This is a genomic window from Duganella radicis, from assembly GCF_009720825.1.
Classification (GTDB): Bacteria; Pseudomonadota; Gammaproteobacteria; order Burkholderiales; family Burkholderiaceae_D; genus Rugamonas; species Rugamonas radicis.
Genome location: NZ_WNKY01000067.1, coordinates 1 through 22,778 on the forward strand (window position 1 = coordinate 1; position 22,778 = coordinate 22,778).

The window sequence follows — 22,778 nt, forward strand, 5'->3', positions numbered from 1 at the left end:
CCCGGGATGCCGGGCGCGCCACGCCCGGGCGCCGGCAGCGCCGGCTATGCGTCGCCGGGCGCCGCCAACGCGCCGGTCCGCATCTACTACCCCAGCGGCAACTTCAAGGGCTTGCTCGACAATGCCGCCGCGCGCTTCGGCGTGTCGTGGAAGTACGCCGACGGCGCCATCCACTTCTACCACACCGAGACCCGGACCTTCCAGATCAGCACGCTGCCGGGCGACTCCACCTTCACCGCCACGGTCGCCAGCGGCGCCGCCTCCACCGGCGGTGTCTCCAGCGGCGGCGCCGCCGGCGGTGGTGGCGGCGGCGGGGCGGGCGCCACCGGCGGCACGGGCGGCGGCGTGACCGCCAACAACAGCCAGAACACGGCGGTGGCGTCGCGCCTGTCGGTCTACGGCAGCATCGAGAGCGGCGTCAAGGCCATGCTCACCGCCTACGGCAAGGTGGTGGTCTCGCCGGCCACCGGCTCCATCACCGTGGTCGACACGCCCGACTCCCTGGCGCGCATCGCCACCTACATCGAGAATGAGAACAAGACCTTGTCGCGGCAGGTGGTGATCAACGTGACGGTGCTGTCGGTGACGCTGAGCGACAGCGACGACTACGGCATCAGGTGGGACTTGGTGTACAACAACCTGAAGCAGACCTACGGCCTGGCCAGCGGCATGCCGGCCGGCGTGGACGACGGCCAGCTCAAGGTCGGCATCATCGGCAATTCCCGCTTCGCCAGCAGCACCGCCGTCATCAACGCCCTGTCCAAGCAAGGCAAGGTGCGGCGCCAGACCACCGCCTCGGTGATCACCCTCAACAACCAGCCGGTGCCGCTGCAGGTGGCCAAGCAGACCTCCTACCTGCAATCGTCGCAGACCACGGTGGTGGCGCAGGTCGGCACCACCACCACGCTGGTGCCGGGCAGCGTCACCTCGGGCTTCAACATGAGCATCCTGCCGCACGTGCTCAACAATGGCACCGTGCTGTTGCAGTTCTCCACCGACATCTCGGCGCTGCGCCAGATCCGCCAGGTGCAGAGCGGCGCCAGCCGGATCGAGTCGCCCGAGATCGACACCCGCAACTTCCTGCAGCGGGTGTCGCTCAAGTCGAACGAGACGCTGATCATCAGCGGCTTCGAGCAGACCGATGACAAGCTCGACCGGCAGGGCGTGGGCGATCCGCGCAACCCGGCGCTGGGCGGCGGCTTCGAGGCCGGCGCCAGCAAGGAAACCATCGTGATCCTGATCACGCCCACCACGCTCGGCCTCTGACCCGCGCATGGCCATCTACGTCACCCAGATCGGCAAGCACCGGTTCATCTGCGGCCTGTTCTGGCAGTCGCTGTCGCGTCCGCGCGAGCTGCTGCGCGAGGCGCGCGAGCTGGCGCGCAAGATCGATTCGGACTTGCTGGTGCTGCGCACCGACCAGTCGACCGCGCAGGCCGGCTTCGCGCACTCGGCCGAGGGCGCGCGGCGCGGCATGTATTCGCTGGGCGCGGTGGTGTCCAAGACGCTGGCCATCGAGGGCGCCTACTACGACGGCGAACAGCAGCCGGTGCACAACTGGCTGGCCGCGTTCAAGCTGCCGGACGGCCAGTGGGCGTATTTCGCGGTGCGCGACGCCAACTTCCTGCCGAACGGCGACTTCGCCGGCAGCAAGGAGGAGGTGCTGGAACGCCTGCACGGCGACTATGGCCTGGGCGGCTGGAACGTGGTGCTGGGCGACCCGGAACTGGCCGATTACGGCTTCCACAATTTCGACGCCCGCGGCATCGAGAGCCTGATCCCGCGTCGCAAGAACGGCGAGATCCGGGTGCACCGCTGGTGGGGCCTGCAACAGCGGCAGGTGCGGCGGCCCTATCGCCGGCTGGCGATCGCGGCCGGACTGGCGGCGCTGGCGCTGGGCGGCGGCATGCTCTGGCAGCAGCGCCAGCGCGCCATCGCCGAGCGCGAGCGTGACCAGGCGCTGGCGGCGATGCGCGAGAAAATGCTGCACCTGGCGGCGCCGGCGGCGCAGCCGCATCCCTGGGGCACGCAGCCGGCGCCGCTGGCGCTGGCCCGGGCCTGCGTGGAACGGCTGGCCTATCTGACGCCCGGCGGCTGGCAGCTCGACGACTATGTCTGCACCGGCGCGCAGGTGCGCTACGCCTGGACGCGCCGCGATTCGACGGCGGCCCTGCTGCGCGCCGAGGTGCCCGGCGCCACCGTCGAGCTGAGCGGCGACCGGGCCAGCTACGCGCTGCCGCTCCAGCTGGCGCGCAAGCCGGCCGAGGCCTTGCTTGGCCGCGATGAAGTTTTGGAACCAATCATATCCCAGCTGCAACTTATGGGCATCGCGCATCAACTGGCCAGCACGCCGGCGCCCATCCAGCCAGCCGGGGCCGGCGCGCCGCCGTGGCTGAGCTACAGCTTCAAGGTGGACGGCCGCGGCTTGGCGCCCACCACGCTGGCGGCCATGCTGGAGCGGCCGGGCGTGCGTATCGACAAGCTGGTCTACCGTGGCGGTCTATGGTCTATCGAGGGCGTAATCTATGCGAAATAACACCATCCATGCAATCTTCCTGGCCACGCTGCTGGCCGGCGGGGCGGCCTGCGCCGACCCGACCGCGGACCAGCTGACCCGGATCGAGGGCGAGACGCTGCTGCTCAAGGCGCGCGAGCGGCAGCTCGACGTCCAGGCCAGCATCCTCAGCAAACAGAATGACATCGCCGCCCGCCAGAGTGCGGTCGACCAGCTGGCCCGGAACGCGGCCGCCGGCGATCCGGTGGTGCTGGGGATGGAGGGGCTGGGCCGCACCATGGTGGCGACCGTGCAGCTGGGCGACGGCGCCGTGCTCGACGTCCAGGCCGGCGACCTGCTGCCCAACGGCATGCGGGTGGTGTCGGTGGCGCCGCGCAGCGTGATCGTGCAAAAGGGCAAGGCGCGCGTCCGCCTGGCGCAGCAGGCGCCGCGCCCGGCCGCGGCCGCCACGCCGGTCCCGCCGCCGCCCGGCATGGTGCCGCCGCTGCCGCTGGCGCCGAAGGGAGCGCTGCGATGACCTTCTTTACCGCGCGAAAAGTGGAATTCCATGCGCCCGGCCGCGCCGTGCACGACGGCGGCGGCGTCGAGAACCATGGCGGCGTGGTGAGCCGCTCCGGCGTGTTCGAGGCCAGCGCCGAGGAACGCAAGCTGCTGTGCCTGCTGAGCGACGGCCGCCTGCTGGTGGCCGAGGGGCAGAGCCTGAATCCGCACGTGCTGTCGTATCAGGCGCGGCTGGAAAAGATGCACCGGCCGTTTCAGGTCGAGTTCGCCAAGATCGAGGCCATCGCGCGCGCCTATCAGAACAGCCTGCCGGGCAGCGGCGCGGCCGAGCGCCAGCAGGAGCACTCGATGATGCAGGTCACCGCCAAGGAACTGCTGAACAAGGCGTGCGAGGCGCGCGCCTCGGACATCCACCTGCGGGTGCGCAAGAGCTGCACCGAGATCCTGTTCCGCATCCACAACGACCTGGTGCCGGCCGGCAGCCAGACGCGCGAGTACGGCGAGCGCCTGCTGGCGACGCTGTACGGCGCCATGACCTCGGTGTCCGACAACGCCTACAAGCCGATGGAGCGCCAGGACGCCGCCATCGCCGACCGCGACAAGCTGCCGCCCAAGCTGTACGGCGTGCGCATCGCCACCGCGCCCACCAGCGAGGGCGTGCTGATGGTGCTGCGCCTGCTGTACAACGACGCCGGCGACAACGTCGACCTGCGCCCGCTCGGCTTTAGCGAGGCCCACGCGGCGCTGCTGCAACAGCTCAAGGAACAGCCGGTCGGCATGAACATCATCAGCGGCCCGACCGGCTCGGGCAAGTCGACCACCTTGCAGCGCATCCTGTGCGGCGAGATCCTGGAGGCCGAGGGCAAGCTGCACGTGCTCACGGTCGAGGACCCGGTGGAATACCCGATCGAGGGCGCGGTGCAGACCGCCGTCACCAACGCCGCCACCGAGGCCGAGCGCTCGCGCCAGTTCGCGGCGGCGATCTCGAACGCCATGCGGCTCGATCCGGACGTGATCATGATCGGCGAGATGCGCGACGCCGCCTCGGCCCAGAACGCGCTGCGCGCCTCGATGACCGGCCACCAGGTCTGGACCACGGTGCACGCCAACAGCGCGCTGGCCATCATCGACCGGCTGACCGACCTGGGACTGCCGCTGAGCCTGGTGACCGACCACACCATCATCACCGGCCTGATCAGCCAACGCCTGGTCAAGGTGCTGTGCCCGCATTGCAGCAAGCCGCTGGTCGAGCACGCGCACGAGTTGCCGGCGGCGGCCTACGCGCGGGTGCAGCGCGCGGTCGGCGCCAGCCTGGCGCGGGTGCGCCTGGCCGGCCCCGGCTGCGAGCATTGCCGCCAGCAGGGCACCATCGGCCGCTCGGTGCTGGCCGAGGTCATCCTGCCGGACGACCGCTTCTTCCGGCACATCCGCGCCGGCGAGAAAACCGAGGCGGTCGAGTACTGGCTGCGCGAGCTGGGCGGGGTCACCCTGCGCGAGCACGCGATCGAGAAGATCGCCGCCGGCCAGGTCGATCCGCGCATGGCCGAAAAAGTGGTGGGCCATCTGGCCGTCGCCGGCGCGTCGGCCGCGCCGCGCCAGCACCTGGCGGAGGTGATGCGTGCGGTTTGACGTCCACCGCTGGTGGGCACGGCGCCAGTTCACGGACACGGCGCGGGTGCGTCTGTACCGCAAGATCGCCAAGATGCTGGGCAACGGCCTGCCGCTGCTGCGGGTGCTGGAGGAGCTGCGCGAGCGCGCCTCGCACCACGGGCGCAAGCCCAACGAGCCGCTGGCCATCGTGCTGGACGACTGCCGCCGGCTGGTGCAGAACGGCCGTACCCTGCCCGAGGGGCTGGAGGGCTGGGCGCCCCGGACCGAGCGCATGATCCTGCTGGCCGGGGCGCAGTCCGGGCACATGGAGGCGGCGCTGCTGTCGGTGATCGAGGTGGTGCAGGCGCAGCGCAAGATCAAGGCGGTGATCCTGGGCGGCATCGCCTATCCGGGCGCGGTGCTGTTGCTGATCCTGGTCTACATCTATCTGTTCGGGACCCGCGTGATTCCGGAGTTCACCCGCATCGTCGACCCGGCCGGCTGGCACGGCGCGGCCAGGTCGTTGTACCTGATGTCGCTGCTGGTGCAGGACTGGATGGCGTATGTGGTGGTGGCGCTGGCGTTGGCGCTGACCGGGCTGGCGCTGGCGTTGCCGCGCTGGCGCGGCGACCTGCGCATCCTGCTCGACCGCTACGCGCCGTTCTCGATTTACCGGCTGGTGGTCGGCAGCGGTTTCCTGCTGGCCTTCTCGGCCCTGCAATCGGCCGGAGTCACGGTCGAGAAATCGCTGACCCGTTTGTCCGGCATGGCCGACCCGTGGTTGCGCGAGCGCCTCGACGGCGCGCTGCTCGGGGTGCGCTCCGGGCTTAACTGCGGCGAGGCGCTGCGCAACGCCGGCTACGGTTTCCCGTCGGCGGAGGTGATCGACGACCTGTGCGTGTACGCCGAGTACCGCGGTTTCGGCGAGGCGCTCAAGCTGATGGCCGACGAATGGCTGGAGGAAGGCATCGAACAGATTTCCGCGCAGATGAAGATACTGAACGGAGTCGCGATCATCACCATGTCGGTGGTGATCGGCTGGCTGGTGACGGGGTTTTTCGGCATCCAGCAGGAAATAGCAACCATGACACGCGCCATACATTAACTCACCCATTGAAGGAGTCACACATGAAACAAGCATCGCCATCCGTTCGCCGCATGTTGTCCAACCGCGCACGCCAGCGCGGCGCCTCCTTGCTGGAGGGGATCGCCTACCTGGGCATCGCCGCACTGGTGGTGCTGGGCGCGGTGTCCCTGCTGACCAACGCCTTCGGCAGCGCCAAGTCCAACCAGACCACCGAGGAAGTGGTGGCCCTGCGCACCGCCGTGCGCAAGCTGTACGCGGGGCAGTCGTACAACGACGCCAACATGCAGGCCAACCTGATCACCGCCAGGGCCATTCCCAACACCCTGGTCATCGCCGGCAATGCCCTCAGCAACAGCTGGAGCGGCGTGGTCACCGTCGCCAGCACCGCCGCCAACACCTTCAACGTGACCTATAACAACGTGCCGCAGGACGTCTGCATCAGCGCCGTCAGCGGCGCCAATGGCTGGACCCAGATCGCCCGCGACGCCGCCGGCGGCGGCGCGGTCGTTGCGTTCCCGGTCACGGCCACGGCGGCGGCGACCCTGTGCAACGCCGCCAACAACACCATCGTCTTCACGGCCAACTGACGTCTGGCGGGCGGCGCATCCGATGCAATCCTTCTCCTCTCCCTGCGATATGGCGATGGCGAACAGCGTGCGGGAACTGGCGTTCTCGGACCTGTATCTCGGCCATCCGGACTTGCAGGACCGGGTGGCCGACGCGCCCGGCGCCGCCAGTCCGCCGCAGCCGCCCGGCCCGGGCTTGCGGGCTGACATGGCGCGGCTGAAGGCGGCCTGCAATGTCGAGCGGGAGAGAAGGCCGGGCGCGGGCGAGTTCAAGGTCGCCTACGACGGCGCCCACTACCGGGTGGCGACCCTGCCGGCCCAGGGCGGCGACGTGTTCGTGGTGCGCCGCATCGCCGGCGCCGTCGCCTCGCTGGCGGAATTGGGCATTCCACAGGCCTACATCCGGCGCATGACGCAGCGCGACCTGTCGGGCCTGTTCATCGTTTCCGGCCCGATCAACTCGGGTAAGACCATGACCGCCGCCGCCATGCTCAAGGACCGCCTGCTGGCGCACGGCGGCGTGGCGGTGACGGCCGAGGACCCGGTCGAGCTGCCGCTGGAAGGCCCGCATGGCCACGGCCTGTGTTTTCAAACCGCCTTGCCGGGCGAGCCCGGCGAGCGGGCCGACGCCTTGCGCAATATGCTGCGCTGGCGCGCCGGCACGCTGCTGGTCGGCGAGCTGCGCGACCAGGAATGCGCGACCGAGCTGCTGCGTACCAGCTTCAACGGCGCGCTGGGCATCACCACCATGCTGGCCGGCGACGTGGTGCAGACCGTGACGCGGCTGCACAGCCTGCTCGACGAGCGGCTGGGGCCGGGGCACGCGCGCGCGCTGCTGGCCGACGGCCTGCTGGGCGTGCTGCACCAGCGCATGGTGCGCGGCGCCCGGCATCCGGCCAAGCTGGAGACGGAATTCCTGTTCCTGAAGGACGCCCCCGTCGCCAGGGACTTGCTGCGCAAGGGCGAGTTCGCGCAGCTGGGCGGCGAAATCCGCAAGCAACTGGCGGTCATGATCGCCGAGAACGCCGCGGCGCAGCGCCCGGCGCCGGGATAGGGGAGACGCGCCGATGTGGAATCTGCTGGTGATCGTGGTCATGGCCGCCCTGGGCGGCTTCTATCTGCTGCCGGCCGAACGCGGCCACATCGCCGCAGGCGAGCAACTGATGCGGGAACAGGCTGGCGCGATGGGGATCTACCGCCAGGCGGTCATCACCTATTTCTCGCTGCACGACCAGACCGACACCAGCGTCGACATCAGCACCCTGCGCGCCAGCGGCCTGCTGCCGGCGTGGTCGCCGCTGGCCAGTCCGGGCGCCGCGCCGGCCTGGGCCAACTACCGCGACAGCGCCGGCGTGATCTACATCTATCCGCTGGCGCAGGCCGCCCCCAACATGGTGGGCGAGGTGCTGAAGCTGTCTCACAACTCCATGAACGTCGGCGTCTACCGGGCCGCCGATCACTCCCTCTACTCGCCGCTGGACGGCGCCCGCGTGGCGCTGGCGGCGGGCACCTTCGCCATCCCCGACGGGGCGCCGGTGTGGATGGCGGCCCGCAATTGAAACGCGCACCCGCCCACGCCGCGCAGCGCGGCATGACCGTGATCGAGAGCCTTGGTGCGCTGGCCATCGCCGCGCTGCTGTTGCTGGGGCTGACGCGGATGGTGGACGCCGCGCTGGACGACGCCGAGGGCCAGCAGGCCGCGCTGCAACAGCAGCAGGTGAGCGAGGCGGCCAAGCGCTACCTGACGGCCAACTACGCGGCGCTGACGGCCGGCACGGCGGGCGGCGCGGTGGCCACGGTCACCACCGCGCAACTGCAAGCCGGCCAATTCCTGCCGGCCGGCTTTGCCGCCACCAACACCTACCGCCAAGGCTGGTGCGTGCTGGTGCGACAGCCGGCGCCGGGCCGGCTGGACGCGCTGGTGGCCAGCCACGGCGGCCGCGCCATCCCGGACCGCGATCTGGCGGCGGTGGCGCTGCTGGCCGGCCAGGGTGGCGGCTACATCAGCGCCGCCGCGCCGGACACCGCGCGCGGCGCCTCGTGGCAATTGGCCACCACCGACTACCGTAACGTCGCCTGCGGCGGCGTCACCGTGCTGACCGGCGCCGCCGCCGATGGCGGCCATCTGGTGACGGGCCTGTTCTACGACGGCCCGGGCCAGTTGTCGACCGATTTTCTGTACCGCGCGGCGGTGCCCGGGCGGCCCGAGTTGAACCAGATGAGCGTGCCGCTGCACATGCTGGCCCAGGCGGCCGAGAACGACGCCGGCGATCCGCGCTGCACCGCTGGCGGCAGTGGCAAGATCGCGATGGACGCCGGCGGCCGGGTGCTGAGCTGCCAGGCCGGTGTGTGGCGGCGCCAGGGCGCCGGCTACTGGAAAGATCCGGTGGCGGCCTACGCCGATCTGCCGGTGGCCGACAACAATGTCGGCGACGTGCGCCTGGTGAGCGGATTGCGGCGCGCCTTCGCCTGGGACGGCGCAGCCTGGCAGGCGCTGGCGGTCGACCAGGATGGCAACCTGCTGGCGCCGGGCGACGCCCGCGCCGGCATGCTCAAGCTGACCCAGACGGTGACGGCCAATGCCGCCTGCGCCGACAACGGCGCGTTGGCGCGCGATGCCGCCGGGCTGGCGCTGTCGTGCGAGGCGGGCCGCTGGCGCAATCCGCTGACGTTCCGGCTCGGCACCCTGGTGTATGACACCCAATGGACCGTGCACTACGGCGACGGCCAGGCGGTGGATCTGTGGATCGACGTCACCGCGCTGCCCGGGCCGCGCCCGCTGTACCTGACCGGCTACGCCCTGTGCCACGCGACCGGTTTTCCGCGCGCCTACGCCTACGTCAACATGGTGGACGATGTCGCCGGTCCCGGCTTCATCGCCGGCGGTTGCATGTCGCGGCCCGACAACCCGGGCGCGAGCGCGCTGGGCAAGGGAGTCTTCGGCTTGCAGGAAATTCCGGACAATGTGACCCGGCTGTATGTGCACCGGGAGGTCGAGATCGGCTCCTCCCCGGACGACTACATCCAGCTGGCCATCAAGATCTACAACAGTGAATAGGTAGCCGCGATGCATCCAACCATCAACCACGCCGCGCAGCGCGGCATGACCGTGATCGAGAGCCTGGGCGCGCTGGCCATCGCCGCGCTGCTGTTGCTGGGCCTGACCCGGATGGTGGACGCCGCGCTGGACGACGCCGAGGGCCAGCAGGCCGCGCTGCAACAGCAGCAGGTGAGCGAGGCGGCCAAGCGCTACCTGACGGCCAACTACGCGGCGCTGACGGCCGGCACGGCGGGCGGCGCGGTGGCCACGGTCACCGTCGCGCAACTGCAAGCCGGCCAATTCCTGCCGGCCGGCTTTGCCGCCACCAACACCTACCGCCAGGGCTGGTGCGTGCTGGTGCGGCAGCCGGCGCCGGGCCGGCTGGACGCGCTGGTGGCCAGCCACGGCGGCCGCGCCATCCCGGACCGTGATCTGGCGGCGGTGGCGCTGCTGGCGGGCCAGGGCGGCGGCTACATCAGCGCCGCCGCGCCGGACACCGCGCGCGGCGCCTCATGGCAATTAGCCACCACCGACTACCGCAACGTCGCCTGCGGCGGCGTCACCGTGCTGACCGGCGCCGCCGGCGATGGCGGCCATCTGGTGACGGGCCTGTTCTACGACGGCCCGGGCCAGTTGTCGGCCGATTTCCTGTACCGCGCGGCGGTGCCCGGGCGGCCCGAGTTGAACCAGATGAGCGTGCCGCTGCACATGCTGGCCCAGGCAGTCGAGAACGACGCCGGCGATCCGCGCTGCACCGCCGCCGCCAACACCGGCAAGATCGCGGTGGACGCCGGCGGCCGGGTGCTGAGCTGCCAGGCCGGCGTGTGGCGGCGCCAGGGTTCCGGCTACTGGAAAGATCCGGTGGCGGCATACGCCGATCTGCCGGCGACCGACAACAATGTCGGCGACGTGCGCCTGGTGAGCGGATTGCAGCGCGCTTTTGCCTGGGATGGCGCGGCCTGGCAGGCGCTGGCGGCCGACCAGGATGGCAACCTGCTGGTGCCGGGCACGCTGACCGCCGGCATGGTCAAGCTGACGCAGACGGTGACGGTCAACACCGCCTGCGCCGACAACGGCGCGTTGGCGCGCGACGCCGACGGCCAGGCGCTGTCCTGCCAGTCCGGCCTGTGGCGCAGCGCGCGCGGGGTGCGCCTGACCAACCGCGTCTACGCGGGCGGCTGGAACCTGGACGCCAGCATGGGCGCGCGCAGCCTGCTGATCGACTTGGCCGCGCTGCCGGGCACCCGTCCACTGTATCTGACCGGCTACTCCACCTGCCACGCGACCGGGCCGGACCGGGCCCAGGTGTCGGTCGACATGCAGGACGCCAACGGCGTCTCGCTGGCCTACGCCGGCGGCTGCCTGTCGCAGCTCGACAATAGCAATGGCACCGGGGTGCAGAACCTGGGCGACATCGGCGTGCAAAAGATTCCGGAAAATATCAGCAAACTGTATCTGCTGATGGAACCGGGCGCGGCCCCGGACGACTACATCACATTCTCGCTGTTCATCTACAGCGAATAGGAGCCAGCCATGCACATGCCGCCACCGCACACCGCCATCCGCCCAGCGATCGCCGCGCGCGCGCGCCGCTGGCTGCTGGGCGCCGTGGCGCTGCTGGCGTGCGGCGGCGCCAGCGCGTGCTGGGAGGAGGCCGCCGCGCGCTATGGCGTCAACCCCTACCTGCTGTATGCGATCGCCAAGACCGAATCGCAGCTCAATCCGGCCGCGATCAACCGCAACAACCAGGACGGCTCGTACGACATCGGCCTGATGCAGATCAACAGCCACTGGCTGCCGACGCTGCGCAAGTACGGCATCGCCGAGGAGCAGCTGTGGGACGCCTGCGTCAACATCCAGGTGGGGGCCTGGGTGCTGGCGCAGAACATGCGCCGCATGGGCAATTCCTGGGAGGCGGTCGGCGCCTATAACGCGCGCAATCCCGAGCGGCGCCTCAAGTACGCGCTCAAGGTTTACCGCAACCTGCCGCCGCAGGTGCTGGACGAACAGCGCTGAGCGCGACGCCGCGCGCGCGATGGAACCGCCACGCCCGGCGTGCCACGCATGGAGGGCAGGGGCCGCGACGGCCCCGCGATCAACACGAGCGAACACCACTATGAAAATGCGCATTGACCCGGCCCAGCTGGGGGCGGTCCCGTGCCGGGACATTCCGGATTGCTGGGTGCTGACGGATGGCGACCAGCAGCGGATGACCATCGCCTGCGCCAGCGTGGAGGAGGAAATCTTCACCGTCACCATCCCGATCGCCACCTTGCTGCCTAACGCGCAGGCCTACCAGCTGGCGGCGGCGCTGATGCTGAACCGGGACGCGAAAAATCTCAACGGCGGCGCGGTCGCCTACGACGTCCACGACGACAGTTTTTTCTATTGCAAGGAGATCGACGCCCGCACGCTGACCCTGTCGGCCTTCAGCCGCCAGGCCAGGGCCGGCTTCGCCGCCGCCCGTCTGCTGGGCGGGATGCTGCGCTATGCGCAGGCCGACATCGCGCCGGCGCGTCCGCCGGCGCCGCGGCTGGTGCTGCTGCGCCCGCGCGACAGCCCGCCCTGAGCGCGAACCTCAATCGGCGGCGCCGGCGTCCTCCATGCCGTCCGCCAGCGCCGCCTGTCCGATCAGCTCCAGCCGGTAGCCCTGGCTGTAGGCGGTACGGATGATGACGCCGCGCTCGGCGCCGAGTTGCAGTTTCTTGCGCAGCTTGTAGACGTGCTGCTCGATGGTGCGGCCGGCCACCTCGCTGTCCGCGCTCCACAGCGACGAGCCGATGGTCTCGCGCGAGATGTACACCCCGGGCGCCGAGAAAAACATCCAGGCCATGCTGAATTCGCGCGGGGTCAGCTCGATCGGCGTGCCGCGGTAGGCGAACTTGCTGGCGTCGCGGTCCAGCGCGAAGCCGGCCAGGTCGATCATGCGGCGCACCGTGCGGCGGTTGCTGCGCCGGGTCAGCGCGTGCGCGCGCGCCACCAGTTCCACCGGCTCGAACGGCCGCAGCAGCAGGTCGTCGGCGCCGCAATTGAGCACCAGCGCCGTCACGTGCGCGTCGTGCACCGCCGACAGCCCCAGCACCGGCGTGTGATCGCCGGTGCGGCAGTTCAGCCACGACAGGATGCTGTCGTCGTCGCTGGGCGCCAGGGGAAAGTCGATCAGGATCAGATCGAAGCTTTGCCGCCGCAAGGCCCGGAACAGCAGGGCCTCAGTCGGATAGACGACGCACTGGAAGCCGGCTTGCTTGCAGGTGGCGCGCACCGTCTCCAGGACTGATGGATTGCGGATAAGGGAGGCAATATTCATGCGCTGCGTGGACGGGACCTGAGTGATTGCTGCATGCCGGTGGTGAATTCGTCTGTAGTTTCACTATGGTAAATCCAATTGGCGGTTTTGACGACCCCCCGCTGCAATGGTGCAGCGGCGCGGCATGGAACCGAAGCCGGATGGCACCGCACTTATGCATGACGCTATCGCAACCATTTTACCTGGCAGACCTACCATGAATCAGCCCGTGCTCCCCGACTTCTTCCCCGATCCCCTCTGGCGCGGCGCCTTGCCGTACCCGGTCGTCGACGACCGCGGGCTGGAGGATGGCTTTTACTGGCACCGCATCCGCCGCCTGGCCAAGAAGGCCTGAGCGGCGCAATAGAAAGCAAAAACAATGAACTGGAATGACGATCACGCGGGGAGTCCGGTGCACCTCAGCCTGGCCTGCCTGCTGCATGGCTGCACGCCGGTGGCGCCGGACCTGCCATTCGCCTATCTGGCATGGGGCGCCGGCTGCGCGCCGGCGCTGGCGCGCTGGGCGGCGCAACTGCCGCACGGCCGCTTTTACGCGCTGGACGACCGCCAGGCCGGGGCCGGCGCGGAGCGCGATCCGCACAACCTGACCCGGCTGGACGTCGGCACGGACGACTGGACGGCGGCGCTGCCGCCGCTCGACTTCATTGTGCTGGGCGACGACTATGACGCGCTGGCGCCCGCGCGCCGGCGCCAGGCGCTGGCGCTGATCGCGCGCCATCTTCAGCCGGGCGGGCTGGTGCAAGTGCGCTATCACGCCATGCCGGGCGGCGCCAGCGGCCATCCCTTGCAGCGGTTGCTGCTGGCATACCAGGCCCTGGACGGCGCCACGCCGGCCGCCGCGCACGCCGCGGTGGCGGCGCTGGCCGAACACGGCGCCGGCTATTTCGACGCCGATCCCGGCGCGCGCGCGCAGTGGGCGCGGCTCGCGCCGGAGCAGTCCGACGGCTGGCGCCACCACGAGCCGCTGTATTTCGCCGACGTGGCGCGCGCCTTCGCGGCCGCCAAGCTGGAGTTCGTCGGCGGCGCCGACCCGCGCCCGACCGCGCCGCCACTGACGGCGCCGCAGCGCGACTTCCTCGGCCAGGTGGCCGACCCGGTGCTGCGCGAAACCCTGCTCGACTTCATCCGCAATACCGGCTATCGCGCCGACCTGTTCGTGCGCGGCGCGCGCCCCGTGCATCCGTTGCGCCGCCAGTCATGGCTGGCGCGCTGCGACCAGACGCTGCTGGCGCTCACCACCACAAGGACTGCCCATGAGTTGGAATAACGGTTATGTCGCCGACATCGCCTATCCGGCGGGATTTTTCCCGGAACTGAGCCCGGCCCACCTGAGCCTGGCCTGCCTGTTGAACGGCTACCAGCCGGTGGCGCTGGACGCGCCGTTCACCTATTGCGAACTCGGTTGCGGCCGCGGCCTGACCGCCAACGCGCTGGCCGCCAGCAATCCGCACGGCCGCTTTTACGCCTGCGACTTCAATCCGGCCCACGTGGCGGAGGCGCGCGAGCTGGCCGCCGCCGCCGGGCTGGACAACCTGACCGTGCTGGAGAACAGCTTCGCCGAGCTGGCCGGCGGCGCGGTCGCGCTGCCGCAATTCGATTTCGTCACCATGCGCGGCGTGTACGGCTGGATCAACGACGAGAACCGCGCGCACATCGCGGCCTTCCTGGCGCGCTACGTCAAGCCGGGCGGGGTGGTCCACGTCAACTACAACACCATGCCGGGCTGGGCGGCCGCGCAGCCGCTGCAAAGGCTGGTGCTGGAGGTGGCCGACGCCGCCGTCGGCACGCGCACCCAGCGCTGCGAGCAGGCGCGCCAGGTGATCGGGCAACTGGTCGCGCTGGAGGCCCGCTACTTCACCGAGCACAGCGGCGACGGCATGCGGCAGCGGCTGGAATCGATCCGCGCCGATGGCGCCGATTACCTGGCGCACGAATACATGAACCATGGCTGGCGGCCGCTGTATCACGCGGACGTCGCCGACCAGCTGGCCGGGGCCGGCCTGGCCTACGTCGGCGCCGCCGACCTGACGCGCGCGCTGCCCGGCTTGTATCTGACGCCGCCGCAGCGGCAGCAGTATGCGCGCACGCCGCCGGCCCTGCGCGCCACGGTGGCCGACTATCTGGCCAACACCAGTTTCCGCGACGACGTGTATGTGCGCGGCGCGACGCCATTGTCGCCGGCCTTGCGCGGCGCCTGGCTGGAGCGCATCGGCCTGGCGCTGACGGTGCCGCGCGGCCTGGCCCGGCATAAGATCACGCTGGCCAGCGGCCAACTGGTGGACGACGCCGCGCTGTACCAGCCGGTGCTGGATGCCTTGGCCGCCGGGCCGCGCTCGCTGGCCGCGCTGGCGGCCTTGCCGGCCTTGCGGCAACGCGACCCGGCGGACCTGTATCAGGTGGCCGCCCTGCTGGTCAGCAGCGGACAGGCCAGCGGCTATGCGGTCGGCGCCGACGCCGATGCCGGCCCGGCGCGGCGGCTGAACCGCGCCATGGCCGCCGCGCCCCACGAGCACAGTTCGAACCGGGTGCTGGCGTCCGCCGTGCTGGGCGGCGGCATCCTCACCAGCGCCACCGCGCAGCTGGTTTACCGGGCGTTGTGCGACGGCGAGGAGGCGCCGGCGGCGCGCGTGCTGGACTGGGCGCGCGAGGAGGGCCACGCGGCGGCCGAGCCGGCGGAACTGACGGCCAAGATCCAGCGCATCCTGGAGCAACTGGTGCCGCTGTGGCGCCAGCTCAAGGTCCTGTGACGCGGCGCCGCGCACCGCGGCGGCACGCGTTTGGTGATTCCCATCGATCGGCATACAATAAGGAGCAGGCGCGCCGGCATGCCGGCGCGCTCCCATCGGCATGACAACACCATTTCTGGAGAGAGCGATCGTGCGGCAGGACCCCACCATGGCAAGCGGCGCGCTGGACGGCTCCGTGGCGCAGGCCACCGGCCTGCTGCGCGAGCTGATCGCGCTGACCGGGCAGGTGGCCGGCACGGTGCCGGTGCTGGAACTGCAACTGGGCGAGGTACTGACCCGCACCACGGTGCAGGTCGCGGACGGCCATCATCTGTTGATCACCGCCGTGTTGCCGCGCGATGAGGACGCCGGCCAGGCGCTCCAGGCGGGCGCCGCGGCCGAAGCGGAGATCGAGTATCTGTGGCACGCCGATGAGGGCCGCCATATCGGCTTGCGCCGGGTGGCGCTGGCCACGCTGGCGGATGAGCGCGGCCTGATGGACGCCATCCTGGAGACGGCCGACCTGGCCGCCGCCTGGCTGGAGCGCCGCCGCGGCGGCGCGTGAGCGGCAGCGTTCAGGCGCGGCATTCGGCGCGCACCGCGGCGCGCACCCGCGACACCCGCGAACGGACGGTGCCGACCGGCACCTCCAGCAATTCAGCCGCCTGCTCATAGGTCGCCTCGCCATCCAGCACCGCCTCGAAGGTCGAGCGGATCTTGCTGGGCAGGGCGCTCAGCGTGGCCTCCACCTTGGCGGCGATCTGGCGCAGCTCGATCAGCGTGGCCGGATCGCCATGCACGTCGGCGATCTGCTCCAGGTAGTTGTCATCGAGTTCCTCGCACGGGCTGGCGCAGTTGCGGCGCACCTGGTTGCGCGCCAGGTTGAGGGCGATGCCGAACAGCCAGGTCGACGGCTTGGACAGGCCGGAGAAGCGGTCGGCGCAGCGCATCGCCTCGATGAAGGTGTTCTGCACCACGTCCTCGGCGTCCTCCAGGTTGCGCACATAGCGCTGGACGAAGCGGAACAGGTGCTGGCGGTGGGTCTTGTACAGCTGGTTGATGTCGATGGTGGCAGGCGTCTCGGCGGTGGTGAAATTCGCGTTCATGATCTCGATCTCCTGAAGCAGTATGGACTGTGTGGATGGACAAAAACTGGTGGTTGCTTGCCGTGGCTGACGGCCATGGACGCAAGATAGCAGCGCGGCCGCGCGCTGAAATGAATCCGTGAGGATTGCTGAGACTTTGAGGTTTGTTGAGGATTGCGCGGCCGGCGCCGGCACGGAACCGCCGCCCCGCGCCGCGCCACATAACCGGCATGAACATGCCCGTCAATCATCCCGTCCTCTGGAGCCCGGCCCAGGTTCCGCTCAAGGACCCCGCGTTCCCGACGCTGCCCCTGCCCGCCGGGCCGGAGGTGCAGACCATGTCGCGCGAGCTGTTCGACCAGCTGTATCTCGGCCAGACGCCGCGTCACAGCCGGCACGCCAGCCACGCCGGCCATCACCCCCAGCTCAAGCGGCCGCAGGAGCGCCCGCTCGGCGAGCGCCTGACGCGGCCGCGGGTGGGCCAGCGCCCGGCCCAGGAGAAATCGGCCTCGGCGGCCGGCGGCGAGGCCTCGGCGTTCGACGACGACGAGACCGAGTTTCCCTACCGGGTGGCGGCCCGCGGCACGCTGGACTCGATGCTGGAGGACGACAGCCAGCGCAACCGCGAGGAAATCATGCAGGCGCTGGCGCGCATGCCGGAGCCGATGCAGCAGTTCACGGTGCTGTTCGGCGCCATGAAGGAGGTCGAGAGGCGCGACGACCTCGCGCCCGACCGCAAGCTGGAACTCAAGCACGCCTTCAGCGAGATGATGACCGACCTGGTCAACCGCGACCGCGGCGGCATCCGCTCGGCGCTGCGCGAGGGCGCCGAGGCCTCGCCGGTGGCCGCCACCATCGACGCCGCGCGCGTCAGCCGCGGCATGTCCGGCGAGCGGCACGAGATCCGCTTCAAGATCGGCGCGCGCGCGCCGGGCGGGGTCGACGAGCAGTTGACGGCGATGGTGATGGTCAAGACGCTGCTCAAGAACGTCGGCCCGGCCTACGCCGAGGAGGCGATGGACAGCGTGCGCACGCGCCTGATGCAGGGCCTGCGCAGCTTTTCCGCCGTCAACGGGCCGGCCTACATGCTGACCTATTCGGACGCCACCGCGTTCGCCATGGCCAAGACCAGCTTCCACATCGCCGCCGATCTCAAGCGCGAGCTGGTCGGCGCCGCCGGCCTGCTGTGCCGGCTGCACCACGTCGAGGTGGCCTCGGTGCTGCTGACGGCGGCCGAGCAGGGCTGGGGCAAGGGCAAGGCCGCGCACCTGGTGGGCCAGCTGGTCACGCTCAAGCAGGTGGAAGAGGCCGTCGCCGCCCGGGCCTGCCTGGCGATCCGCCGCGCGGTGCAGCAGCTGTCGTCGCTGGCCTGGCCGGCCGAGCGCGCGGCCAGCCAGAAGGACTTGCTGGAGGACCTGCTGCTGATGGTCCACAAATACCACGACCATGACACCACCACGCCGCTGACCAAGCAGGCCGCGCGCAAGGAGAAGGAATGGCTGTCGGCGCTGGCCGCCGCCGGATAAGGCTCACTCACACGAGGTAAACACATGGCACAAGAACTGTTGATGGCGCTGGTCCGACGCGCCAGCGCCGAGCAGGCGATCGCCTTCGCGTCGCTGGCGGACGGCCTGCAATTACTGGTCTACCCGCTCGAACGCGGGCTGGTGGTGGGCGTCGGCCGCGAGGGCGAGCGGGCGCAGCGCATCGATGCCGCCTGGCTGTTGCAGCGGCGCGCCGGCGACATGGCCCGTTTCGGCCCGTGGCTGCCGGCCTGCCTGAAGGATGGACGCTGGTTCCTGCTGCGGCGGGTGGCGGCGTTCGATCCCGAGGTGCCGGCGCTCGACCAGGAGCAGCTGGACGCGGCCGAGGAGTTGCTCAGTTGAACACGCGCATCGCAGGCGGCGGCCGCGCCGGCGCGGCCGCGCAGCTGGAGGCGGCCGAGATCCACAGCGTGCCGGAAGCCGAGCAGGTTTCACGCTCGCGCTTGCAGCTCAAGCCGTCCGAGGCGGCGCTGTCGCTGCCGCCGCCGGCCGAGGTGCCCAACGCGGTGGCCGCGCTCACCGGCCTGCTCGGCACCCGGCTGACGGTCGACAACCCGGCCTGGAGCGGCGACCCGGTGCCCGGCATGCGGCTGCTGCAAAAGACCCTGGTGGCGACCTCGCTGACGCTGGCCGAGGGCGAGCGCGGCGAGCTGCTGGCGGCGATCGGGCTGGTGGAACAGGCGGTACAGATGCGGCTGCGCTGGCAGCAGATGCGCAGGAGCGCGGCCGAGGGGCCGCAGCAAGCGGAAAGCGAGGAGAGCCATGCGGCCCAAGTTGAAACGTGAGGAAATGCCGATCGACCAGGTGATGGCGGTCGGCCTGGTGTGGGGGCATTTGCGCGCGCGCCAGTTCGAGCAGGCCTATCTGCTGGCGCAGGGGTGCCTGCGGGTGTGGCCGGACGAGCGCAACCTGATCCTGATGCACGGCTACGCCGCCGCCGAGGTGCTGGAGCCGGTCGACGCGGCGCGCCTGCGGGCGGCCGGCGGCGACGCCGGCGCCGGTGCGGATTGGACCCGGCTGGTGCTGCGCCGCGCCGGCGCGGCGGAGGGGCGGCCATGAAGCTGATCAATGTCGTGGTGGCGCTGAACGGCTTCGCCGCCAAGGTGGCCAAGCGCGCCGAGCTGATCGCCGCCACGCTGGTGATCGGCATCGTGTTCATGCTGGTGCTGCCGATGCCGCACGCCCTGCTCGACCTGCTGATCGCCTTCAACCTGTGCATCTCGGGCCTGATCGTGGTGGTGTCGATGTACATGTCGGGCGCCACCGCCTTCTCCACCTTCCCGGCGGTGCTGCTGCTGACCACCCTGTTCCGGCTGGCGATTTCGGTCTCCACCACCCGCCTGATCCTGCTGGAGGGCGACGCCGGCGCCATCGTCGAGACCTTCGGCCAGTTCGTGGTCGGCGGCAACCTGGTGGTGGGCCTGGTGATCTTCCTGATCCTGACGGTGGTGCAGTTCATCGTCATCACCAAGGGCTCGGAGCGGGTGTCCGAGGTGTCGGCCCGCTTCACGCTGGACGCCATGCCAGGCAAGCAGATGTCGATCGACAGCGACCTGCGGGCCGGCCTGCTGTCGCCGGAGGAGGCGCGCGCCAAGCGCGCCCACCTCGGCCAGGAAAGCCAGCTGCACGGCGCCATGGACGGCGCCATGAAGTTCGTCAAGGGCGACTCCATCGCCGGCCTGTGCATCATGGCCATCAACATGATCGGCGGCATCTCGATCGGCGTCATGCAGCGCGGCCTGTCGGCCGGCGACGCGCTCAAGGTGTATTCCATCCTGTCGATCGGCGACGCCCTGATCTCGCAGATCCCGGCGCTGCTGATCTCGCTCGGGGCCGGCATGATCACCACCCGCGTCACCGCCGACAAGGAGGACGAGGAGGGCGAGCCGGTGGCCTCCAACATCGGCCAGGACATCGTGCGCGAGCTGTTCGCCGAGCCCAAGGCGCTGCTGACGGCGGCCGCCATCATGCTGGTGTTCGCGCTGATTCCCGGCATGCCGACCCTGACCTTCCTGGTGCTGTCGCTGGCGCTGGCCGGCGGCGGCGTGCTGGGCATGCTCAAGCCGCTGGCCGACGTCGAGAACGCGCGCCAGGAGGCGCAGGCCGAGACCGCCAACGCGGCGATCGTCGACCTGACCAACTTCGCCGCCACGCTGCCGTTCGTGGTGCGCATGGCGGAGCAGATGGAGGGCACGCCGGAGGGCGAGACCATCCGCACCGCGATCCGGGTGATGCGCAATATGCTGATCGACCGCCGCGGTGTGCCCGATCTCAAGCCGATCGATTTCCAGTTCAAGGACAGCGTGCCGTTCGGCCGGGTGCAGTTCCTGATGGGCGAGGTGCCGCTGGTGGACGAGGAGATCCGGCTCGGCTGGGGCGTGGTGCGGGAAAGCCAGGAGCGCATGGCGGAGCTGGGCTTCACGGCGGTCGAGCTGCCGGTGGCCGGCACGCGCCGGCGCCGGGTGTGGGCCCGCATCGAGGACGAGGAGCCGCTGCGCGCGGCCGGCATCCAGTTCCAGCGCTACGAGCAGGTGCTGGGCGCCGACATCGAGGTCGAGATGCTGCGCAACTGCCAGATGTTCCTCGGCGTCAACGAGGTGATCCGCTTCACGCGCTGGGCCGAGCGGCGCTATCCGGAACTGGGCAAGGAGGTCGGCAAGAGCGTGCCGCTGACGCGCCTGACCGAGGTGGTGCAGCGCCTGACGCGCGAGGGGGTGTCGCTGCGCAACGCCCGCCTGCTGCTGGAGACCACGCTGGACTGGGCGCCCAAGGAGCGCGATCCGGACGTCATCGCCGACTACGTGCGGCTGGCGCTCAAGCGGCAGATGTGCCACGAGGTGTCGCGCGACGGCCTGATCGAGGTGGTGCTGCTGGCGCCCGAGCTGGAGGACCAGCTGCGCGGCGCCATGCGCCAGACCAGCCAGGGCACCTATCTGGATCTCGATCCGGAGGTCGAGCAGGCGGTGCTGGACCGGCTGGCGGAGCTGATCACCAACAATTGCTCGCCGATCACGCCGCCGGTGATGGTGACCGCCGCCGACATCCGGCGCTCGGTGCGCAAGCTGATCGAGGAGGAATTCTTCAGCGTGCCGGTGTTCGCGTTCTCCGAGCTGACCCAGCACGCCAAGGTGCAGCCGGTCGGCATGGTCGAGTTGTAGCGCGCGCGGAACCAAGGGCGCGCGCGCGCCACTCATGGGGAGGCGGCGGCGTCCCCGCCCCATCGCCCTTCACTAAGGAGAACGCATCATGCCAGACATGACACTACATGGTGCCGGCATCAACAACCATATGCCGGTATCGGTCTATCCGCCCTATCCGCCGCCCGCGAGCACCACCCCGGAGCAGGCTTTCGCCCACCACATGCAGGAACACTATGGCGTGCAGATGGACGCCTACAGCCAGACCGGCCTGACCCATCAGGCCCACCAGTTCGCGGCCAGCCACGGCTGCCACGACCCGGCGTCGCTGGCGGGCCTGCATCAGCAACTGATGGCGGTGCTGCACGAGAACACGCTGCTCCGGCAGAAGCTGGGCGGCGAGTCGACCGAATCGGCCGCCAAGCCGCCCGAATCGCAGAAGCTCAAGGAGGCGCGCGAGCGCCACGAGGCCGACCTGCACGAGATGAAGGAGCTGGCCAAGCTCGAGGACCAGTTGGCCGCGGCCAAGATGGAAGCCAAGAAGCAGAAGGAACACCGCGACTGGATACTGCAGAATCTGTAAGCGCGCAAATCAGGAGGTAGTCATGAGTGAAAACAGCAAACCGGCGGCGCCGGCGGGCGCCTTGCGCCTGGAGGACATGAGCGACGCCCAGTTGCACGAGATGGTGGCGCGCGCCGCCACCGACCCGTTCACCGCGCGCGCCGCGCAGCAGTTGCAGAAGCAGGCGTTCGAGCGCATGTCGGAATCGGTGCAGCGCATGCTCGCCGAGCTCAACAGCATCGACAAGAAGCAGGGGAAACTGACCGGCGGCCCGGTGTCGGTGCTGGCGCTGGCCGGCGCGGCGCGCCAGCGCGAGGCGGCCGGCAAACAGAAGCGCGAGTTCGCCGAGTACCTGGTGATCGGCGCCATGGTCAACCGCGACAATCCGGACTGGAATATCTTCGACGAGAGCACGGCGGCGGCGACGCCGGCCGCCAGCGGCCTGATGGCGCTGCTGCGGATGCGGCTGTCCGCGCCGGCCGCCGCGGCCGTCCCGAGCGCCTGAGCCGGCGCGATGGAACCGCCCGCCGCGGCGGCGCCACCCATCGCTATCGGAAGTAACGCAACGGGAACCGCATCATGCTTGAACTGAGAATCCTGAACGGCCTGCACCGCGGCGCCACGCTGCCGCTCGACGACCATCCCCTGACCATCGGCGCCGATGACGACGCCGACGTGGTGCTGGTGGACCCCGGCATCGCCGCGCGCCACGCCCGCCTGGCGCCGGACGACGCCGGCTGGACCCTGGCCACGCTGGACGGCGCGGTGCTGGGCGCCGACCACAACCAGCCGCTGGAGGCGCTGGCGCTGGCGCCCGGCGAGCCGGCCCGCCTCGGTCACATATGGCTGAGCATTGCCGACGAGGACAGCCCCTGGGAGGACCCGCCACCGGAGCCCGACGACGACGCGCTGTCGGCCGCAGGGGACCCGGTCGGGGAGTGGGACGCCGGGATGGAACAGGACGGCCCCTACCGCGACGTGCTGCGCGACGAGGCGGAACAGGAGCATGCGTTGGCGCCGGAACAGGCCCAGGCCCAGGCGCAGGCCCATGCCCAAGCCGGGACGGCGCCGGCGGCCCATCCGGGGCCACAGCCGGCGGCGGCGCGTGCCGCCCAGCC

At 70.3% G+C, this 22,778-nt stretch carries 26 protein-coding genes; 24 read left to right on the top strand and 2 right to left on the bottom strand.

Going from position 1 to position 22,778, the window contains the following annotated elements; translation table 11 throughout:
* The 12 genes from pilN to GM676_RS29695 form a co-directional block, all read left to right on the top strand.
* Positions 1-1,266, top strand: a 1,266-nt coding sequence (gene pilN, locus GM676_RS29640; RefSeq protein ID WP_155468092.1) for a PilN family type IVB pilus formation outer membrane protein, incomplete at its 5' end; no start/stop codon positions are given.
* A gap of 7 nt (positions 1,267-1,273) precedes the next feature.
* Positions 1,274-2,536: a type 4b pilus protein PilO2 gene (pilO2, locus tag GM676_RS29645; RefSeq protein ID WP_155468093.1), complete on the top strand. Its 1,263-nt coding sequence runs from the start codon at positions 1,274-1,276 to the stop codon at positions 2,534-2,536.
* The gene (pilP, locus tag GM676_RS29650; RefSeq protein ID WP_155468094.1) at positions 2,526-3,032 is read left to right on the top strand and encodes a type IV pilus biogenesis protein PilP; all 507 of its coding nucleotides are present in this window, start codon (positions 2,526-2,528) and stop codon (positions 3,030-3,032) included. The genes pilO2 and pilP overlap by 11 nt, the downstream gene beginning before the upstream one ends.
* Positions 3,029-4,645 (top strand): GspE/PulE family protein, encoded by a 1,617-nt coding sequence (locus GM676_RS29655; protein WP_155468095.1) that lies wholly within the window; start codon positions 3,029-3,031, stop codon positions 4,643-4,645. Before pilP ends, GM676_RS29655 begins: the two co-directional genes overlap by 4 nt.
* The gene (locus GM676_RS29660) at positions 4,635-5,711 is read left to right on the top strand and encodes a type II secretion system F family protein (RefSeq protein ID WP_371866409.1); all 1,077 of its coding nucleotides are present in this window, start codon (positions 4,635-4,637) and stop codon (positions 5,709-5,711) included. The genes GM676_RS29655 and GM676_RS29660 overlap by 11 nt, the downstream gene beginning before the upstream one ends.
* Positions 5,712-5,734: 23 nt before the next feature.
* On the top strand, positions 5,735-6,280 hold the full coding sequence (locus GM676_RS29665; RefSeq protein WP_155468096.1) for a type 4 pilus major pilin: 546 nt from the start codon (positions 5,735-5,737) through the stop codon (positions 6,278-6,280).
* A 22-nt stretch (positions 6,281-6,302) separates the two neighbouring features.
* Positions 6,303-7,313 (top strand): ATPase, T2SS/T4P/T4SS family, encoded by a 1,011-nt coding sequence (locus tag GM676_RS29670; protein ID WP_155468097.1) that lies wholly within the window; start codon positions 6,303-6,305, stop codon positions 7,311-7,313.
* 13 nt (positions 7,314-7,326) lie between these two features.
* Positions 7,327-7,818 carry a type IV pilus biogenesis protein PilM gene (gene pilM / locus GM676_RS29675; RefSeq protein ID WP_155468098.1) on the top strand — a complete coding sequence of 164 codons (492 nt, stop codon included), beginning with the start codon at positions 7,327-7,329 and terminating at the stop codon, positions 7,816-7,818.
* A complete protein-coding gene (gene pilV, locus GM676_RS29680) occupies positions 7,815-9,317 on the top strand; it encodes a shufflon system plasmid conjugative transfer pilus tip adhesin PilV (RefSeq protein ID WP_155468099.1) in 1,503 nt (500 codons plus the stop codon). The genes pilM and pilV (GM676_RS29680) overlap by 4 nt, the downstream gene beginning before the upstream one ends.
* Positions 9,318-9,326: 9 nt before the next feature.
* On the top strand, positions 9,327-10,823 hold the full coding sequence (pilV, locus tag GM676_RS29685) for a shufflon system plasmid conjugative transfer pilus tip adhesin PilV (protein WP_155468100.1): 1,497 nt from the start codon (positions 9,327-9,329) through the stop codon (positions 10,821-10,823).
* Between the two features lie 9 nt (positions 10,824-10,832).
* Positions 10,833-11,315, top strand: coding sequence for a lytic transglycosylase domain-containing protein (locus GM676_RS29690; RefSeq protein WP_229262920.1), 483 nt, complete (start codon positions 10,833-10,835; stop codon positions 11,313-11,315).
* A 100-nt stretch (positions 11,316-11,415) separates the two neighbouring features.
* On the top strand, positions 11,416-11,868 hold the full coding sequence (locus GM676_RS29695; RefSeq protein WP_155468101.1) for a CesT family type III secretion system chaperone: 453 nt from the start codon (positions 11,416-11,418) through the stop codon (positions 11,866-11,868).
* A gap of 9 nt (positions 11,869-11,877) precedes the next feature.
* On the opposite strand, the gene GM676_RS29700 is transcribed toward GM676_RS29695, so the two are convergent.
* Positions 11,878-12,606 (bottom strand): response regulator transcription factor, encoded by a 729-nt coding sequence (locus GM676_RS29700; protein WP_155468102.1) that lies wholly within the window; start codon positions 12,604-12,606, stop codon positions 11,878-11,880.
* A 196-nt stretch (positions 12,607-12,802) separates the two neighbouring features.
* Here GM676_RS29700 and GM676_RS29705 point away from each other — a divergent pair, with 196 nt between their 5' ends.
* From GM676_RS29705 to GM676_RS29720, 4 genes are all read left to right on the top strand, one after another.
* Complete coding sequence (locus GM676_RS29705; protein ID WP_155468103.1) at positions 12,803-12,940, top strand: hypothetical protein; 138 nt, start codon at positions 12,803-12,805, stop codon at positions 12,938-12,940.
* 24 nt (positions 12,941-12,964) lie between these two features.
* Positions 12,965-13,873, top strand: coding sequence for a methyltransferase regulatory domain-containing protein (locus GM676_RS29710; protein WP_155468104.1), 909 nt, complete (start codon positions 12,965-12,967; stop codon positions 13,871-13,873).
* A complete protein-coding gene (locus tag GM676_RS29715) occupies positions 13,860-15,353 on the top strand; it encodes a class I SAM-dependent methyltransferase (protein ID WP_155468105.1) in 1,494 nt (497 codons plus the stop codon). Before GM676_RS29710 ends, GM676_RS29715 begins: the two co-directional genes overlap by 14 nt.
* A gap of 130 nt (positions 15,354-15,483) precedes the next feature.
* Positions 15,484-15,897: a hypothetical protein gene (locus GM676_RS29720; RefSeq protein ID WP_371866410.1), complete on the top strand. Its 414-nt coding sequence runs from the start codon at positions 15,484-15,486 to the stop codon at positions 15,895-15,897.
* A gap of 10 nt (positions 15,898-15,907) precedes the next feature.
* Here the strand turns inward: GM676_RS29720 and GM676_RS29725 are convergent, their stop codons facing one another.
* Positions 15,908-16,438: an RNA polymerase sigma factor gene (locus tag GM676_RS29725; protein ID WP_155468106.1), complete on the bottom strand. Its 531-nt coding sequence runs from the start codon at positions 16,436-16,438 to the stop codon at positions 15,908-15,910.
* Positions 16,439-16,653: 215 nt separating this feature from the next.
* Between GM676_RS29725 and GM676_RS29730 the strand changes: the two genes are divergently transcribed.
* The 8 genes from GM676_RS29730 to GM676_RS29765 form a co-directional block, all read left to right on the top strand.
* Positions 16,654-17,943 (top strand): hypothetical protein, encoded by a 1,290-nt coding sequence (locus GM676_RS29730; protein ID WP_170304385.1) that lies wholly within the window; start codon positions 16,654-16,656, stop codon positions 17,941-17,943.
* A gap of 24 nt (positions 17,944-17,967) precedes the next feature.
* Entirely contained in the window at positions 17,968-18,303 is a 336-nt protein-coding gene (locus GM676_RS29735) for a hypothetical protein (protein ID WP_155468108.1), read from the top strand.
* On the top strand, positions 18,300-18,746 hold the full coding sequence (locus GM676_RS29740; RefSeq protein WP_155468109.1) for a hypothetical protein: 447 nt from the start codon (positions 18,300-18,302) through the stop codon (positions 18,744-18,746). The genes GM676_RS29735 and GM676_RS29740 overlap by 4 nt, the downstream gene beginning before the upstream one ends.
* Complete coding sequence (locus tag GM676_RS29745) at positions 18,724-19,020, top strand: hypothetical protein (protein WP_155468110.1); 297 nt, start codon at positions 18,724-18,726, stop codon at positions 19,018-19,020. Before GM676_RS29740 ends, GM676_RS29745 begins: the two co-directional genes overlap by 23 nt.
* Entirely contained in the window at positions 19,017-21,119 is a 2,103-nt protein-coding gene (sctV, locus tag GM676_RS29750; RefSeq protein WP_155468111.1) for a type III secretion system export apparatus subunit SctV, read from the top strand. The genes GM676_RS29745 and sctV overlap by 4 nt, the downstream gene beginning before the upstream one ends.
* 88 nt (positions 21,120-21,207) lie before the next feature.
* Positions 21,208-21,681 (top strand): hypothetical protein, encoded by a 474-nt coding sequence (locus tag GM676_RS29755; RefSeq protein ID WP_155468112.1) that lies wholly within the window; start codon positions 21,208-21,210, stop codon positions 21,679-21,681.
* Positions 21,682-21,703: 22 nt separating this feature from the next.
* Complete coding sequence (locus tag GM676_RS29760) at positions 21,704-22,165, top strand: hypothetical protein (protein ID WP_155468113.1); 462 nt, start codon at positions 21,704-21,706, stop codon at positions 22,163-22,165.
* Between the two features lie 74 nt (positions 22,166-22,239).
* Positions 22,240-22,778 (top strand): FHA domain-containing protein (locus tag GM676_RS29765; RefSeq protein WP_229262921.1); only part of this gene is annotated, 539 nt, incomplete at its 3' end.

What these genes read in the sequence shown, in the direction of transcription:
- GM676_RS29725 (WP_155468106.1), bottom strand. Translation starts at nt 16,438, where the DNA reads ATGAACGCGAATTTCACCACCGCCGAGACGCCTGCCACCATCGACATC.
- pilV (WP_155468100.1), top strand. Translation starts at nt 9,327, where the DNA reads ATGCATCCAACCATCAACCACGCCGCGCAGCGCGGCATGACCGTGATC.
- pilO2 (WP_155468093.1), top strand. Translation starts at nt 1,274, where the DNA reads ATGGCCATCTACGTCACCCAGATCGGCAAGCACCGGTTCATCTGCGGC.
- GM676_RS29655 (WP_155468095.1), top strand. Translation starts at nt 3,029, where the DNA reads ATGACCTTCTTTACCGCGCGAAAAGTGGAATTCCATGCGCCCGGCCGC.
- GM676_RS29690 (WP_229262920.1), top strand. Translation starts at nt 10,833, where the DNA reads ATGCACATGCCGCCACCGCACACCGCCATCCGCCCAGCGATCGCCGCG.
- GM676_RS29745 (WP_155468110.1), top strand. Translation starts at nt 18,724, where the DNA reads ATGCGGCCCAAGTTGAAACGTGAGGAAATGCCGATCGACCAGGTGATG.
- GM676_RS29755 (WP_155468112.1), top strand. Translation starts at nt 21,208, where the DNA reads ATGCCAGACATGACACTACATGGTGCCGGCATCAACAACCATATGCCG.
- GM676_RS29730 (WP_170304385.1), top strand. Translation starts at nt 16,654, where the DNA reads ATGCCCGTCAATCATCCCGTCCTCTGGAGCCCGGCCCAGGTTCCGCTC.
- GM676_RS29665 (WP_155468096.1), top strand. Translation starts at nt 5,735, where the DNA reads ATGAAACAAGCATCGCCATCCGTTCGCCGCATGTTGTCCAACCGCGCA.
- GM676_RS29760 (WP_155468113.1), top strand. Translation starts at nt 21,704, where the DNA reads ATGAGTGAAAACAGCAAACCGGCGGCGCCGGCGGGCGCCTTGCGCCTG.
- GM676_RS29700 (WP_155468102.1), bottom strand. Translation starts at nt 12,606, where the DNA reads ATGAATATTGCCTCCCTTATCCGCAATCCATCAGTCCTGGAGACGGTG.
- GM676_RS29735 (WP_155468108.1), top strand. Translation starts at nt 17,968, where the DNA reads ATGGCACAAGAACTGTTGATGGCGCTGGTCCGACGCGCCAGCGCCGAG.
- GM676_RS29695 (WP_155468101.1), top strand. Translation starts at nt 11,416, where the DNA reads ATGAAAATGCGCATTGACCCGGCCCAGCTGGGGGCGGTCCCGTGCCGG.
- GM676_RS29705 (WP_155468103.1), top strand. Translation starts at nt 12,803, where the DNA reads ATGAATCAGCCCGTGCTCCCCGACTTCTTCCCCGATCCCCTCTGGCGC.
- pilM (WP_155468098.1), top strand. Translation starts at nt 7,327, where the DNA reads ATGTGGAATCTGCTGGTGATCGTGGTCATGGCCGCCCTGGGCGGCTTC.
- GM676_RS29710 (WP_155468104.1), top strand. Translation starts at nt 12,965, where the DNA reads ATGAACTGGAATGACGATCACGCGGGGAGTCCGGTGCACCTCAGCCTG.
- sctV (WP_155468111.1), top strand. Translation starts at nt 19,017, where the DNA reads ATGAAGCTGATCAATGTCGTGGTGGCGCTGAACGGCTTCGCCGCCAAG.
- pilP (WP_155468094.1), top strand. Translation starts at nt 2,526, where the DNA reads ATGCGAAATAACACCATCCATGCAATCTTCCTGGCCACGCTGCTGGCC.
- GM676_RS29670 (WP_155468097.1), top strand. Translation starts at nt 6,303, where the DNA reads ATGCAATCCTTCTCCTCTCCCTGCGATATGGCGATGGCGAACAGCGTG.
- GM676_RS29715 (WP_155468105.1), top strand. Translation starts at nt 13,860, where the DNA reads ATGAGTTGGAATAACGGTTATGTCGCCGACATCGCCTATCCGGCGGGA.